Consider the following 14707-nt stretch of genomic DNA (forward strand, 5'->3'; position numbering starts at 1 on the left):
GTTCTTGTGGGGTGGGCATCTTGCCCGCCCAGTCAACTCAACAAGACAATAGAACAGGTACTTTCATTCACACTTCATCGGGCAAACATATGACCGATCAGTCCTGACAAAAACTATCCCAGATCCGGTAGAACCAGCGTAAAGGTCGTACACCGATCGCCACTGTTCACCTGAATTGAACCTTGCAGCCGCTGAACCAGTTTCTTGATTAATGCTAATCCCAAACCCGTTCCACCATACTTCCAGGGATCGTTGTTGGGAATGCGATAAAACGTTTGAAAAATTCGATCGTATTCCTGTTCAGAAATTTCGACCCCTGTATTGCTGATCTGGATCAAAAACTGAGCTAGATGTGAGTTATTTTCAGGATCAGTCATTTGAACTGAAACGGTAATCACTTCATTGGGTGGACTGTATTTGCAAGCGTTATTTAGAAGTTCTGTGATAATGCGTTCCAGATTCGCCATATCAGTCATGATCAAAGGTAAGTCAGCAGCAAAGGAAAACTCAAACTGCTGTTGCTGGGAATGGGCTAATTCCACAAATGATTCAGCAACATGGGGAATCCAGATGCTGAGATCAAGCGGTGTCAGCAGGAGGGGATCGGTTTCAGCATCAATGCGGGACAAATCTAGTAAATCGTTGATTAATCGAATCTCTCGATCGCACTCATCCTCCAGGATTTGGAAGTATCGATGCAGGCGATCGATCTCGATGGGTTGAGCTAGCTCGGAGGGGAGAGTTGGAAAAGGTTTTCCGGATGCGGGTGTGCTGCCAGGTTCAGGACGATGGATTCTTGAGGGATCATTACGGCCAAACAACGTTAACTCCAACATTTGCACGGCCATTTTAATACTGGACATCGGGGTTCGCAGCTCATGGGAAACTGTACTCAAAAAATCATCCTTGAGGCGATTGAGCCGTTCCAACTCTTGCACCTGAGCTTGTGCCGCTTGATAAAGCCGCGATTGGCGGAGTGCGATCGCACATTGGTTGGCCACTTGCTGAGCGAGCCGAATCTCCAGACCATCGAACCCTGAGTGACAGGGTTTGAACAGCCACATATCTCCAACCACCTGTCCTTCATCAATCATGGGACAGGCTAAAATTGCAAAGCCTTGACGGGGCACAGGAGTCAGATCGCTCAATTGACAAGCATGGCAGAATTGGGCGGTTTGCCCATGCAGAAGCTGCTGATATAGATCAGGAATTCCTGCCATTTGAATCCGCGTTCCTTCCGCATGGGGCAACTCAGACCGAATATATTCAAAGCAAATCGTAGCGATTTGTTGTTCACAATCGTAAAGAGCGGTATCACAACCCAGTAATTCCAGCCCGTCCGACAGTTCCTCGACCGCCGTTTGTAAAATTTGGGACTCATCCAAACTATCGCGCACCTTGTCAGTAATTCGCTTGAGCAGGGCTTCAAATCCCAGAGCCTGATGCAACTGTGCGGTGCGGAATCGAACCAGATCCTCAAGATCATTGTTCAAATCTTGAATTTCAATATAAAGTTGGGACTGCTGAATGGCAATTCCTAGCTGATTGGCGATCGCCTTAGCCAAATTTACCTCCCATTCTTCCCAGTGCCAGCGACTCTGATGATTCAGGCTCAGGCTTCCCCAGACTTCATCCCCTACTTCCAGGGGAACCAGCAACCATGTACCAGGATAAGCCTCAGCAAAGGATTGATTGGTAGCATCTGCTTCTCTGCGATAGTCACCCACATAAACCACCTCGCGTCGCTTGAGACGATCCGCAAGGGCATTGCTTTCATCAGGAATTCGGATGCCTAGAGCATTCGGCATTTCAAAGTGGCGACGATAACTGGACACATTTAACCAGCAGCGATCGTCAGGCAAATATTGCACAATTTCAGCCCGATCGACCTGGAGAAACCGCCCAATTTCCGATGTTGCAGTGGCGAAGACCGTATTCAAATCCAGAGAATTGCGAATATCCTGGATCACTTGATTCAGAGCCTGTTCTCGGTGGGCCTGCTGCTGAATTTGCTGGTACAGTTCCGCCTGATGAATGCCGATCGCCAGGTGGTTACTTAACTGCTGGAGCATTAACCAATTGAGTTCTTCCCAGTGCCGAGAACTGGTGCACTGATGGGCCCCCAGCAGTCCCCAGAGTTCATTTTTGACCAGGATAGGAATAACAAGTACCGCCCGCACATGCAGGGTTTTGAGCAGTTCAGCGTAACACGGCTCAATCTCAGCCGTCAGGACATCGTTAATTCGGTGAATCCGTCCCTGGCGATAGGGGTAGAGCATCGACTCAACAAAGCAGGGATCATAAATTTCTTGATTGATGACAGAAAGGGAGGATTCGCTGACGGACTCTGCGGCAATTCGTCCACTCCAATCAGGCTGAAAGCGGTACACCACAACGCGATCGACCCGGAGAAATCGCCGCACTTCCTCAACGGTGGTATCCAGCACCTGATGCAAGTTCAGCGACTGCCGAATCGTTTGAGCCATCCGGGCAATAAACCGCTCTCGCTGTAGGATCCGTTGCTCATCGTCCGTTTGACGGAGGGTAGAGACCTCGGCTTGCAGGGCAAACACCTGTTGACGGAGTGCCGCAATTTCACTCATGAGTTGCTCTTGGGTTTTGGATCCATCGCCGACTAAATCTGCATTCTCCACAGAGAAATCTGCCTGTGAGTTTTCCGTCATCACTACCTTTCCAGCAAAGTCTGGGCATCGATCGGTTTACCCGGCGACGACTGCACCAGGTTGATTGGACTAACAGGGCCTAGCAATAATGCATAGGGGGCAGCTTAAAGCCAATGGGTGATTGGGACTAAAGAGCAACTCTAACCGAAGCGGGGAAACGATGGGGAGCGACTGGGAGCTATAAAACGAGAGAAATTTATCAAGAACATAGAAACGGAGCTATCCAGATGCTCGATTCAGGGTTCGGAATGCTAGAGGATGGACAGCGACGTGGCTAAGTTTCATTGCAGGGTTGCTCAGAGTTGCTCAGGGTTTCTCAGGGAAGAAGGGTGTTAAAAGAAACATCAATAAAAAATTCTAATTTTTGGCAAATGTGATGATAATCCAGTAATCCTACGGCTGTACCAGTCAATTTTACAGCCAACAAATCCAGGATTTTACGGTGGTAAGGTCGTCCTGACTGTTTTGAGTTTGGTTTAATTTAAACTTCGGACGCAAACTGCTTTACATACCTTAATACTTCCGGTACGCCCTGGCGAAAAACGTTTATAAAGTTTACAAACACCCCTTTCTACCAGAAAACACTGGATGATTTTCTCTGGGTCTGTTGAAATGGGTTTAACGAAATGGGTGTTAATGTTTGGGGGCGAACTCCGTTCTGCGAAGACTAGGAGGAATGCAATGGCAGATGTAAATGGTATGTGGCTGGGTACGTATTGGCAAAACGGTAACCCCACGCGCTTTGAGGCAACGTTCATTCAAGCGGGCAATAGCCTGAGCGGTCGCATTTTGGACGATAGCAGTCTGGGAGAGGCCCAGATTGATGGTGAGGTGGTTGGACGAAGTATTCGATTCACCAAGCGATACTTGACCGCCGCAGGGCAGGGTGCTGTGCTCTATTCTGGAACGCTCTCAGAGGATGCCGATTCCATGCAGGGAAAGTGGAAAATTAATCCACTCCATTCTGGTTCCTGGGAAGCCCATCGCAGTGGTGAGGATTTGATGGCAGATCTAAAGAATCTTTTGGAGAAGGAAACGCCGGAGGAGGTTCCAGCTTTGGCAGTGACAGAGTGATGGTCTGTGCCGAAACGCTCCTATTCCACAGGAGGTGTAGTGAAATGGAAATTTCCTGAGGAATGCGAATTGAATCCCCTGTTTCCGTGGAGTGGGTAGCGGTTCAACTGAGTGCTCCAGCCGATGTTGGGTCTGCCCCAGCAAGGCAGCAGAAACGATGATTGACATAGCTCCCGATCGCCCTGTTGAGCCATGAGCGCGATCGGGAGTTTGACGAATTCAGCTTGCCTGGGGATCAAACAACAGTTGAGCGGCCACCTGAATCTGCTTTTGGGGATCGATCGCCCTGGGCAATTCTGCTAACCGCACAAGAACCTGGGCTGAAAAAAGATGCGCTGCCAAACCATCCTGGGGCTGATACCGATTCTGGACAATATATCGTTCAGAAACGTTCATTTCTGCCAAAGATTGAGTGAGCCGTGCAGTTTCCGCCACGATCGCAGACTGGGACTGCAACACAGCAATAAACTCCGTATGATTTGGATCTCTTAGCTTTTCTGAGCCTGCACGACCCGCTGTCGGAGCGATCGCAATCGTCCCATTAATTCAACGCGCCCCACCACATTTTGATATTTAATCCACAGCTTAAAAATCCAGGCTAACCAATCTGCCAGGGCAGTCGGCATTTCCAAAAAGCGAAGCAAGTGACCCGTGGGTGCAGTATCCAAAATAATTAAATCCTGCTCGTCCTGTTCCAACAGCTCCATCACCGTCAACAATGACAGCATTTCATCAATTCCGGGTAAAGCCTGAGAGACAATCTGTCGCCATGCTGCTGGAGCATAGGCGATTTGGAGCATCTCATCCTCCGTATCTCCGCTCATCATCTCCGCCAGCTCCCAGAGATAATCCTCCCGAAATTGGTCGAGTACCCGTTTAGCATCCACTTCCTGCCCACTTAAATTTGCGGTGATGTGAATCGGTTCATGTCCCAGAGCAACGCCCAACGCATCTCCTAAGGAATGGGCCGGATCAATCGAAATGATGCTGATCTTGCGATCGGGATGTCGTTCTGCCATTTCCCAACCGATCGCAGCGGCCACGGTCGTTTTCCCGACTCCCCCTTTACCGCCAACCAGGAGCAAGCGTCGCTGGTCAAGCACAAAATCACTGAATCCCGGCGGATAGGCGGGTGGCAAAATCAGCGGCAGAGGATCGGGAGAATCGATCGGTGGGAGGCTCTTTACATCCAGCGTTTGGAGCTGGGTGAAGAGGTGATCGAGTGCAAGCAATCCAATGGGTTCCGCCTTTTGAAGGGGGAGAGTCACCACGGAATGGGGATCAGCCAGATTCAGAAATTTGTGCAAAAGTTCCTGCTGTTCCACAGAGGGCGATGAGTTGAAGCAAGAAGACCCTATTCGGTTCACAACCAGTCCACCCAGCGGAATTTGCAGTTGGTTCAATGCTCTAAGAAAGCGCCCCGTTTCTAAATAGCTCATGGGTTCTGCGATCGCCACCACCATACAGGCGGTCTGTTGGGGATCTTGCAGCAAAGCCCGTCCCCGTGTCAGATCAATTTTCATTTCATCTAAAAAGCGATCGGCTTGATCCGGGGTATAGCGTCCGGTAAGAGATTGATGAATCGTGCGGTGTTTTTCCTGGAAGAGTCCCAGCGCATCCAGCAATTGCTCAAGGAAATCCATTAACCCAAACAGGTTGAGCGTATGCCCAGAGGGAGCCATATCTACCACAATGCGATCGGCCTTTTGCTCCCGCAGCAGGGTCTGAATCTCTAGAATTCCCATCAGTTCATCCACCCCCGGCCACGCCAAATCCCACACTGGAGATAAATCTTCCCCCTGGACAAAGCTGCCGCGCTCCACCAAAAGCTGTAATACCTCGCCGTACTTTGCTCTGAAAGCTTGCAGTAACGCTTCCGCATCCAGCGATCGCACCGACAGGTTGGGCAAATTCTCCACAGGACACGGCGTATCGCTCACTTCCAGGTGCAGCACATCCCCCAGCGAATGGGCTGGATCGGTTGAAAGCAACAGAATGTCTTCGGCGGGAAACTGCCGCGCCCAGTACTGTGCCAATCCGCAGGCAAAGGTGGTTTTACCAACGCCTCCTTTCCCGCTAATGAGGGTGAGGCGTGTTGGGGTGAAGTGGTGCATGGTTGATTCCCTCCGATCGCTTCCATCTAGGATTCCCCCAGCCGTCGGACAATTACTGCTCAATTCGTAAAGAGGTGTTACGAGAACAACGGCGATCGTTACAACGCGATCGGAAATGGGGATGAATAAACTGGTAGCTCCGATCGAAACCGCTATGAGTGAATTATTTAAAGGGCTGGAACAACTGCTTGAGTTTGCCAAAGCCCTGGAAGAGAAAGCTGAAAAGGGAGAACTTAAAACAGATGTCCAATTTCACTCCCGTACCCTCAGCAGCATTCCCCGTCAGGGTAGTATGCCGCGTAGTAATCCGGGCGGAATCGGTACGAGCCGCATCTATCCCAATTCCCCTCCCGCCAGTTCGTCCCCTACTTCCCAGGATGAACCGATTATTACTCCCCCGCCTGCCGATCCAACTCCCAATGCATCGCTAACTGACGTGGGTGGACTGGGGGAGGTGTTGACGGAACTGCGGGAACTGGTGGAAATTCCCTTGAAGCGACCTGATTTATTAAATAAGTTGGGACTGGAACCGACCCGTGGGGTGCTGCTCGTTGGACCACCGGGAACGGGAAAAACTCTGACGGCTCGGGCCCTGGCGGAAGATTTGGGGGTGAACTACATTGCCATTGTCGGCCCGGAGGTGATGGGCAAGTATTACGGGGAAGCGGAAGCTCGGCTGCGGAGCATTTTTGAGAAAGCGACCAAAGCGGCTCCCTGCATCGTGTTTATTGATGAAATTGACAGTCTGGCTCCCGATCGGGCTAGGGTGGAGGGGGAAGTTGAAAAACGGTTGGTGGCCCAATTACTCAGCTTGATGGATGGCTTTGCTCAAACGAAGGGAGTGATTGTTTTAGCCGCGACGAATCGCCCCGACCATCTGGATCCAGCCCTGCGTCGTCCGGGACGGTTCGATCGAGAAGTGCAGTTTCGCGTTCCCGATCGCCAGGGTCGCCTGGAGATTTTAATGATTCAAACTCGCGCCATGCCGCTGGATGAGTCGGTGAACCTGGAAACGATCGCTGACCTATGTGTTGGAATGGTGGGAGCCGATCTGAAAGCACTCTGTCAAAAGGCGGCTTACACGGCCCTGCGTCGTCAGGTGCCCAACCTTCAGTCCAGTATTCCCGACACCCTGACCGTCACCCAGCCCGATTTTCAGGTTGCCCTCAAGGAGATCAAACCCTCCGTCCTGCGATCGGTGGAAGTGGAAACACCTGATGTCACCTGGGAGGCGATCGGGGGTTTGGAGTCCATCAAGCAAACCCTGCAAGAATCGGTAGAAGGGGCACTCTTATATCCAGAACTGTACCAACAAACCGGAGCCAAAGCCCCACGCGGCATTCTCCTCTGGGGTCCACCCGGCACAGGTAAAACTCTCCTTGCCAAAGCCGTCGCATCCCAGGCGCGAGCCAATTTTATTGCCGTCAACGGGCCAGAACTCCTGAGTAAATGGGTCGGAGCAGCCGAACAGGCCGTCCGAGAACTCTTCACCAAAGCAAGGCAAGCAGCTCCCTGTGTGGTATTTGTCGATGAAATTGACACCCTGGTTCCCGTTCGGGGCAGCTTTCAGGGGGATTCTGGCGTGAGCGATCGCGTAGTTGGACAACTCTTGACTGAGCTAGACGGACTCCAGGATTGCCTAAATGTCCTATTGATTGGAGCCACCAACCGCCCCGATGCGATCGACCCAGCCCTGCTCCGAGCTGGACGATTAGATTTGCAACTCAAAGTGGATTTGCCTGATACCACCAGCCGTCTGGAAATCCTGCAAGTTCATAATGGCGATCGTCCTCTGGAAAACGTCGATCTCACCCACTGGGCCACCCACACTGAAGGCTGGAACGGAGCCGACCTTGCCCTCCTTAGCAATCAGGCAGCCCTCGAAGCCATCCGCCGCTTCCGCACCCAGGGAGAAACCGACCCCACCACCCTCCGCATCACCACCGACGACTTCACCCACGCCCACCACCTCATCACCACCCAAAAAGCCACCCAATAAAAAGCCACCCAGCAGGTGTATCCCAATTTTGCCCTTTGACAATTATTTCCCCAGCAGGTGTATCCCAATTTTGCCCTTTAACAATTATTTCCCCAGCAGGCAAGATGCCTGCGCTACAGACCCCCTGACTCCTCACTCCTGACTCCCCACTCCCCACTCCCCACTCCCCACTCCTCACACTCCTCACTCCTCACACTCCTCACTCCTCACTCCTCACACTCCTCACTCCTCACTCCTCACTCCTCACTCCTCACTCCTCACTCCTCACTCCTCACACTCCCCACCATGCTTACCCCAACCCCAGACAACGCCCGTCAACAAGCACTCACCGTTCTGATCGCCAGCTTCGTCGCCCAGGGTCATCCTCCAGAATACGCCCAACACATGGCAACAGCCGCTATTTTTCAGGCAGATCTAGAGCTAAGAAATGCGCAATTAACCCATCTACTCAGTTGGCTAAAACAGGAACATAGTGATATCTACGATGAAGCGGTTGCGGTGGCTGAATCGACTCGTGAAGAATTCGAGCGGCGTGTGAAGGCATAAGTACCATTACCGCTCGGCAGATAGGGCTTGTAGAATAGATTTCATTGCTACCTCGTGGGTGTTCGATTTGTTTATCTGCACCTTATAAAGGGAGGTAGCTTTTTGGCTAGCAACTTTTTTCTCTTAAAAAGCTGTCTGAACCATTACCAAACAATCAGCGATTAATGGCCCATCACCCATTTCAAACGCAATAAAAGGAATTAGAGCAAACCAGAGGCTGACATGGCAAACATCCTGGCAATCGCAGAAGGAATTACAACGTTTCGACAAGTTGAAGAAAAACTGGGACTAACCCTAAGCACCGATCGAGCGTTCTTCACAGAATGGATAGAGCAATCCTCCGAAGAATTGACTGAAACAGAACAAACTCGTCTCGATCAAATTCGTGCCAACTATCTCTACCAAATTTCAGACGGCATCTTGTTAGAAGAAACGATCAGAATGGTCGTTCTTTCGCCACTCCTGGAACTAGCGGGTTTCTATCAATCTCCCTATAAATTTCGGGCAGAAGTTTCTGTTACGATTGAAGCACTTGGCGATCAAGATGAAATTCTACGTGGTCGTATTGATGCGCTTGTCCTGCAAGATCGCCTGTGGATTGTTCTCATTGAATCAAAAAGAACAACATTTGATTTAGAATTAGCCCTTCCTCAAGCCCTAGCATATATGGCAGCCAATCCGCAGCCCGAACAAGCTCTCTATGGCATGGTCACGAACGGCAGCACCTACTTGTTTGTGAAAACACTGGGTCAGCAATACGGAGTCTCCGATCTATTCTCAACGCGTTCAGCTTTGCTGTCTCGAAGAGAATCGCAATATCGAAACACGCTCAGTGAAGTTCTGAAAACTCTGATACATCTGGGTCGTTTGATTACGAGCTAACTTTAGAAGCAACCCGATCTATTGAAATTGATCAAGTAGAGCTACTTTTGGCATGATCTACTCCTCTACCAGCCGCAGGCAAACCAGCGTTCGCAAACTCGTACCCGGTTCCAGGTGGATTAGATTCTCACCCGTGTTCAGCGCGTTGCGGGGAGCTGTCCACGGTTCCAGGCAGTAATAATCTTTACCTTTGACTGTCCAGAAAACGACCGTGGAGTAAATCAAATCATAGTCGATCGCAATGCGGTACTTCCGACTAGTATCATTCACGCTGGCAGACTGGCGGGATACATTCCGAAAAGCGACATCGATTTCATCCTGCCCAAAGTCAAAATTGCCAGAAAAGGTGTGTGTCTTCTGCGTCAATTGATCGAGGTATTCTGTGGCAGGAATATCGAATTGGAGTTGGGTTTTATCTGATACTTGAAAGTAGGGATGGAGTCCCGTGCAAAAGGGCATCGGTTGGGCTGAGAGGTTGGTGTAGGTCTGATGGATCTCCAGCGCAGTTCCTTTCAGTTGATAGGTAAAACGAATATGGAAATCAAAGGGATAAACCCCATGGGTTTGGTCGTTACTCTCCAGATCCAGGCTAATGCTAACCTCATCCTGCGTGTTTTGCTCTACCACTCGCCAGGGCAGATTTCTCGCAAAACCATGTTGCTTCAGGGTATAGGATTGCCCATCGTAGGTGTAGGTGTCATCCGGTAGATTACCGCAGATGGGAAACAAAATCGGAATCCCACCCCGAATGGATAACTCTGGATTGGCAAAGCGTTCTGCATCCATGTACAGCAAGTCTTGTCCCTTTACCTGCCACTGAGTAATGATTCCCCCCCGCTCCGGAACGACCTCCAGACGAGCTTGAGCCACATCATCCGTCAGAATATAGGTGTGAAACTGCCGTTGTTCTTGATTGATGGCAAACACAGACAAACCTCCTGGTGCGGTAAAGCTGAAGACACAAAACGATCGGGGGAACAGTCCGCAGATCTAATCGCGTAGGCATCATAGCGCAAGCATCATAGAAGCGAATCACCCTGACCCATCGCTCATTGCCCTACCTTCAAGTTCCTTTAGACCTTAACCGATCGCGCTGGATGGATCTACTTTTTCAGGAAAATTTAAGTTCGTTGTGCATTGCCCCCTCCCAATCAATTCTCCTGGGGATAGGAGAGAAACGGATCGGTGGGTAATTCTGCATCAGGAGCCGTTGGCAGGGAAAAGCGCACCCGAGAATCCAACACCACGGGCGATCGCAAAGGTTGATCGAACAGGCTGGAGGCTTGATGAAAATATTCCAGAATGGCTGCTCCCTCTTCCCCTTCAGCGATCGAAGCTTGCCCCTGCCGCAGTTGGACTGGCAAAAACTCAATACCCATATCGTGATCGTCCAGCGTCACTTTCAATGTCACCGTATCTCGATTGGGAATCGGCTCATCACCGTAGTAATCCAGGTACTCTTCAATAGAACTGCCCAATGAATAGGCAATGACGCGCCCGTTGTAAATCTCTGCTCCCTGCGTCATCTGGGCATGATAACCCACCACCAGATCCGCTCCATGATCGATCGCCAACCGAGAGAGGTGCGTTTGCCAGGATGCAGGATACGCCCTCAGGTTGCGCTGCCAGCGAAAGCTAACCATCACCCAGTCCACCTGCTCTCGGATCGCTTGAATGTCTTCGGCAATCTGAGTCGGCAAAGGCGGAACCACATTGGCTGCAACAGCTAACTGAGTCGCTAGAGATTGCTCCGAATAAGCTAGATAGGCAATGCGGTGTCCTTTGACCTCAAGTACCTGCGGACGACGGGCTTCCTGGGGAGTACTGCCTGCGCCCACAGCATGAATCTGACTTTGCTTCAATACATCCAGCGTTTGCACCTGCCCAGAAGTATTGGACTGCACCGGGAGATTATCCGCCAGGTTGACCACATTGACCCCGTTATCCAACAATTCCTGCACCGTTACTTGCGGTCGTTGGGATGAAAACGCTGCTTCCTCCCCCCAATCGCCAGATGTTCGATCGCCGAGGTCGAGCGTCTGTTCAGGCATTGGCAAACTGGACTGGAACTCTCTCGTGGTTTCTGGCACCGTACGGGTAGAACTGGCTTCACCTGAACCAGAGTGAATTTGTGGCAACGTCAGTGGATGATCCAGGCTGGTCATGACGATATCGGCCTGTTGATAGGCAGTGATCCCCTGAGCCACGCGCCGACTGCTTAACTGGGCTTCATTCCTTTGTCTTCTGGTGGTTTGTCCCAGGGCTGCACTATTGCTGAACACCAGCGTCACAGCAGGATCGTCAGGATTTTTTACGGTGGGATAAATGACCGGCACGTTTTCCAGAGCCGTTGTAATTTTCGTAGAGTTGCTTCGGTTCGATCGCGTCCCTCCAACTCTGGATGCAGAGTATCCCACCGATGGGTTTGTAATATAATGCCGCAGGAGTTCCACCCCACAACCCAGGAAAAATACCGCCACGGCTGAACCGCTGAGGGTCAGGGCCCGCACGGGTACAGTTTGCCGATTAAACCATTGGGTAGATTGAGCTGACCAGCGTTGAGCTGCACCGGGCATCTGCGTGATTTGCCACACCACGGAACGCGACCAGCGTTTTAACCGATCAGATGAATGGAGCAAAGATGGCTGGAGCAAAGATGGCTGGAACAAAGATGACTGCTTTTGAGGCAGTTTCCGCCGTTTAACTCGCTTTTTCGGTTGGGCTGCTGGAGGGGCGATCGGACGAGAGGCTGTAGCAGATTGCGCCACAGAGGGTTGGGAAGATGAAGTTTGCGTCGGAAATTGAAAATCCCGAACGGACTGAACGAAGGAGGGAATAGAATTCGCGGCGACGGAGACAGAAGAACCCACCTGGGTAGAGTGGCTGAAGGGATGGGCTGAGGTTGGAGTCCGGGAAGGATTTGGCGCAACCGCTTGATCAGTCGATCCAGTCCCAGGATGACTGACAGGACGACTGACAGGATGACTGACAGGGCGACTAACTGCCTCACCCGCTGGATGAACAGAAGCAAGTTGTACCTTTTTTTCCCAGAGTAACTCAGAGGCTCCGACCAACTGCGCCCGAATTCGAGCGGACTGAAGGGACGGTGCTTTCAGGCTGTTTAAACGAGCCAGAATAAATTGCACCAGTCGATCGCAGTCTGGTTTGGTGTGGCTGACAACGCGAACCAGTAAGTGCCCAGGTTGCTCAAAGGACACTTGAGCACAAATTCCCTGAGGAACGAGATATCGGTTGACCCAAAAGGCAATTGCCCGCAAATTTCCGGCTTGCGCCAACTGAACCACAGAAGATTCCCACGATTGATCCATACTTGCCATCAGCTTCTTCCTTAATCCCGCTCTATATTCTGATTCGTCGTCCTCAGAAATCAACCATTCATCTGATCTGTCAAATGATCTGTCAAAAAATTAATCCATCACCCGTTCAACGACTGGACGCATTCCTCTTACTAGCATTAATGCCATACTCTGTAAGGGAATCTGCCCTTTTCTTTAACGTTGTTAGAAATTTTAGCTCGCCAAAGAATAATTGAACCACCTTTTTTCAGGTAAATTTCCAGTAGATTGCTCTCAGCTTATGCATGCAGCTCAATTCTCAAATCTATTGCTCCCAGGCAGTTCCCCAAGCGATGTCATCTCAAGGCATCCACTGTGACTTATATCACACGAATTCTAATCCGCGATCACATTTTATGACCGATCGCCATCAACTGGTTTCCCCGCCCGATCGCTGACACTGGATCTAATGATCTACCTCACGCCTTATCCAAGGACAGTTGCGCCATGCTCCGTCGCCTTATTCAATCTGCCTTTGAAACAGGCTATCTCAGCGTTGAATCAGAGGGCTTAATCCGTCAGGTTTTATCTATCCGAGGCTACCAGTCTGCTGATCTGGTTGCACTACAGCATTTGCGGCAAGCCGTTTACGAGGGGCTGATTAAACGAGAGGCCAGTGCCGATTTATTTCTGTTGCCAGAGGAAAGCGACTGGGGCCGTGTTCAATAAAAGTCGTATCAAACTCCAGACTTATCCAGTCGAACAATTCACTCCAGACTCAACAACCGGGCGAATTGAGAAATTTGCTGTACGATAGCAAGCATTCTATCCCCGATCGCATTCTGGAGGAATTGTGCCACAGCTTGAATCGCGGCGAATCCAGGTGGTTCAGTCGCCTATTATCCCGGTCGTTGGAGAACTGATTCAGAATACGCCAGGTACCATTTCCCTGGGGCAGGGTGTGGTTTACTATCCGCCGCCATCCCAGGCGATCGATCGCATTCAGCAGTTCTGGCAAAATCCAGACCACCATCGCTATCAAGCCGTGCAGGGTATCCCTGAATTAGTGGCGGCGATCGGCGCGAAGTTGAACGCTGAGAATGGCATCGTTGTGGAGAATGACGGTGAAACACCCAGCGAAATTGTGGTGACATCCGGGAGCAACATGGGGTTTGTCAATGCCGTGTTGGCGATTACCGATCCGGGGGATGAAGTGATTCTGCAAACGCCCTACTATTTCAATCACGAAATGGCGATTCGGATGGCCAACGCAGTGCCAGTGCTGGTGCCGACCGATGACCAGTATCAACTTCAGCTAGCAGCCATTCGGGCCGCCATTACCCCCCGCACCAGGGCGATCGTCACCATTTCCCCCAATAACCCTACGGGAGCCGTCTATCCAGCAGCAGATCTGCGAGCCGTCAACCAACTCTGTCGGGACTATGGGATTTATCACATTCACGATGAAGCCTACGAATACTTCACCTACGATGGGGTGATGCCCTTCTCCCCTGGCTCCATTCCTGGCAGCGGTGGTTACACAATTTCTCTCTTCAGCCTATCCAAGGCCTATGGCTTTGCCAGTTGGCGGATTGGTTATATGGTGCTTCCAGCCCACCTGATGGCGGCAGTCATGAAAATTCAAGATACGATCGCCATCTGTCCAGCCGTAATTTCCCAATATGCGGCTCTGGGAGCATTGGAGGCGGGAATCCAGTATTGCCAACACCATCTGCAAATGCTGGCTCAGGTCAGGCAACTCTGCCTTGAAGAATTTGCAACTCTTCAAGACCTTTGCACCATTCCCCCTGCTACCGGAGCCTTTTACTTCCTACTCAAGGTTCACACGTCCATGCATCCGTTTCAACTGGTGAAGCAACTGATCCAGGATTACCAGGTGGCAGTGATTCCAGGCATGACCTTTGGGTTGGAGGAGGGATGTTATCTGCGGGTCGCCTACGGGGCTTTACAGCAGGATACGGTAGCAGAAGGGATCGGGCGTTTGGTTCAGGGACTCAGGGCGATCGTCGGTTCAGGGGAAGTTCAGTGGTAATCTCGGCAATTTTTGACATTAAGGAATGCGAACTGAATAATCCGGAATTCTTGTGGGGT

The 14707-nt window shown here is 51.0% G+C and carries 9 protein-coding genes and 1 pseudogene; 6 read left to right on the top strand and 4 right to left on the bottom strand.

The genetic code is table 11. The features are described from left to right. Positions 1-113 precede the first annotated feature (113 nt). The gene (locus ACM1PF_RS28345; RefSeq protein ID WP_416669511.1) at positions 114-2684 is read right to left on the bottom strand and encodes a sensor histidine kinase; all 2571 of its coding nucleotides are present in this window, start codon (positions 2682-2684) and stop codon (positions 114-116) included. Positions 2685-3365: 681 nt separating this feature from the next. On the opposite strand from ACM1PF_RS28345, the gene ACM1PF_RS28350 reads away from it, so the two are divergent. After that, complete coding sequence (locus ACM1PF_RS28350; RefSeq protein ID WP_416669513.1) at positions 3366-3758, top strand: hypothetical protein; 393 nt, start codon at positions 3366-3368, stop codon at positions 3756-3758. Between the two features lie 219 nt (positions 3759-3977). On the opposite strand, the pseudogene ACM1PF_RS28355 reads toward ACM1PF_RS28350, so the two are convergent. Further along, a pseudogene (locus tag ACM1PF_RS28355) lies at positions 3978-5872 on the bottom strand (ArsA family ATPase). Positions 5873-6026: 154 nt separating this feature from the next. On the opposite strand from ACM1PF_RS28355, the gene ACM1PF_RS28360 reads away from it, so the two are divergent. From ACM1PF_RS28360 to ACM1PF_RS28370, 3 genes are all read left to right on the top strand, one after another. After that, positions 6027-7871, top strand: coding sequence for an AAA family ATPase (locus ACM1PF_RS28360; RefSeq protein ID WP_416676832.1), 1845 nt, complete (start codon positions 6027-6029; stop codon positions 7869-7871). Positions 7872-8156: 285 nt separating this feature from the next. Further along, the gene (locus tag ACM1PF_RS28365) at positions 8157-8417 is read left to right on the top strand and encodes a hypothetical protein (protein ID WP_416669514.1); all 261 of its coding nucleotides are present in this window, start codon (positions 8157-8159) and stop codon (positions 8415-8417) included. Positions 8418-8639: 222 nt separating this feature from the next. Next, positions 8640-9299: a type I restriction endonuclease gene (locus tag ACM1PF_RS28370; protein WP_416669516.1), complete on the top strand. Its 660-nt coding sequence runs from the start codon at positions 8640-8642 to the stop codon at positions 9297-9299. Between the two features lie 57 nt (positions 9300-9356). Here ACM1PF_RS28370 and ACM1PF_RS28375 read toward each other — a convergent pair whose 3' ends face one another. Together ACM1PF_RS28375 and ACM1PF_RS28380 are read right to left on the bottom strand one after the other, a co-directional pair. After that, on the bottom strand, positions 9357-10226 hold the full coding sequence (locus ACM1PF_RS28375) for an aldose epimerase family protein (RefSeq protein WP_416669518.1): 870 nt from the start codon (positions 10224-10226) through the stop codon (positions 9357-9359). A 224-nt stretch (positions 10227-10450) separates the two neighbouring features. Continuing rightward, positions 10451-12637 (bottom strand): CapA family protein, encoded by a 2187-nt coding sequence (locus ACM1PF_RS28380; RefSeq protein WP_416669519.1) that lies wholly within the window; start codon positions 12635-12637, stop codon positions 10451-10453. Positions 12638-13102: 465 nt separating this feature from the next. Between ACM1PF_RS28380 and ACM1PF_RS28385 the strand changes: the two genes are divergently transcribed. Together ACM1PF_RS28385 and ACM1PF_RS28390 are read left to right on the top strand one after the other, a co-directional pair. Then, complete coding sequence (locus ACM1PF_RS28385) at positions 13103-13324, top strand: hypothetical protein (RefSeq protein WP_416669521.1); 222 nt, start codon at positions 13103-13105, stop codon at positions 13322-13324. A gap of 124 nt (positions 13325-13448) precedes the next feature. After that, on the top strand, positions 13449-14648 hold the full coding sequence (locus tag ACM1PF_RS28390) for a pyridoxal phosphate-dependent aminotransferase (protein WP_416669523.1): 1200 nt from the start codon (positions 13449-13451) through the stop codon (positions 14646-14648). Positions 14649-14707 lie beyond the last annotated feature (59 nt).

The sequence above is a fragment of the Egbenema bharatensis FJBBOT/2019 genome (assembly GCF_048077055.1).
Classification (GTDB): domain Bacteria; phylum Cyanobacteriota; class Cyanobacteriia; order Elainellales; family Elainellaceae; genus Egbenema; species Egbenema bharatensis.

Bases quoted from the DNA above. Each gene is read 5' to 3' on its own strand.
- ACM1PF_RS28345 (WP_416669511.1), bottom strand. From the start codon at position 2,684: ATGACGGAAAACTCACAGGCAGATTTCTCTGTGGAGAATGCAGATTTA.
- ACM1PF_RS28350 (WP_416669513.1), top strand. From the start codon at position 3,366: ATGGCAGATGTAAATGGTATGTGGCTGGGTACGTATTGGCAAAACGGT.
- ACM1PF_RS28360 (WP_416676832.1), top strand. From the start codon at position 6,027: ATGAGTGAATTATTTAAAGGGCTGGAACAACTGCTTGAGTTTGCCAAA.
- ACM1PF_RS28365 (WP_416669514.1), top strand. From the start codon at position 8,157: ATGCTTACCCCAACCCCAGACAACGCCCGTCAACAAGCACTCACCGTT.
- ACM1PF_RS28370 (WP_416669516.1), top strand. From the start codon at position 8,640: ATGGCAAACATCCTGGCAATCGCAGAAGGAATTACAACGTTTCGACAA.
- ACM1PF_RS28380 (WP_416669519.1), bottom strand. From the start codon at position 12,637: ATGGCAAGTATGGATCAATCGTGGGAATCTTCTGTGGTTCAGTTGGCG.
- ACM1PF_RS28385 (WP_416669521.1), top strand. From the start codon at position 13,103: ATGCTCCGTCGCCTTATTCAATCTGCCTTTGAAACAGGCTATCTCAGC.